Origin of the sequence: Pseudoalteromonas sp. T1lg21 (assembly GCF_002964625.1) — a bacterium.
Taxonomy (GTDB): Bacteria; Pseudomonadota; Gammaproteobacteria; order Enterobacterales; family Alteromonadaceae; genus Pseudoalteromonas; species Pseudoalteromonas gelatinilytica.
This window is the reverse complement of the sequence record NZ_PQBX01000013.1, coordinates 1-380: the sequence shown is the minus strand read 5'-3', so window position 1 is coordinate 380 and position 380 is coordinate 1. Positions and strand designations below refer to the sequence as shown.

The following is a 380-nucleotide window of genomic DNA, read 5'->3' as shown; positions in this document are numbered from 1 at the left end:
TGTGAGAAGTCACCAAATAAGATTGAACCTGCATCCATTTGAGTACCAACGACACCTTGATAACCATTTACACGGTTATCATCACCCCACAAGAACTTAGCCGTGCCTGCTGCCTTTTCTGTGGTTTTTAAAGTGCCACGCATACTTGGGCGCATTAAGTAAGCCATGCTTTCTGAATCTGCATTTGCTTCTGCTACATCAGTTTCAAACTCAACAATTTTTGCCCAGTTAACGCCACCGGTTAAATCAACTGCGCCAATGCCTGCAGTGTTGATAATACCTGTTGGCTGATTCGCAGCACCGGTACCTTTAATACCAGCGCTATCTAATGCAAGCGCTAAACCTTCCATAATATCGTTACGAACCAACGCTTCGATATC

1 protein-coding gene is annotated in these 380 nt (G+C 44.2%); it reads right to left on the bottom strand.

The window, feature by feature from the left end; all coding sequences use genetic code 11:
- The coding region (locus tag C2M25_RS06490; protein WP_105180734.1) for a phage major capsid protein at nt 1-380 on the bottom strand (380 nt) is incomplete at both ends.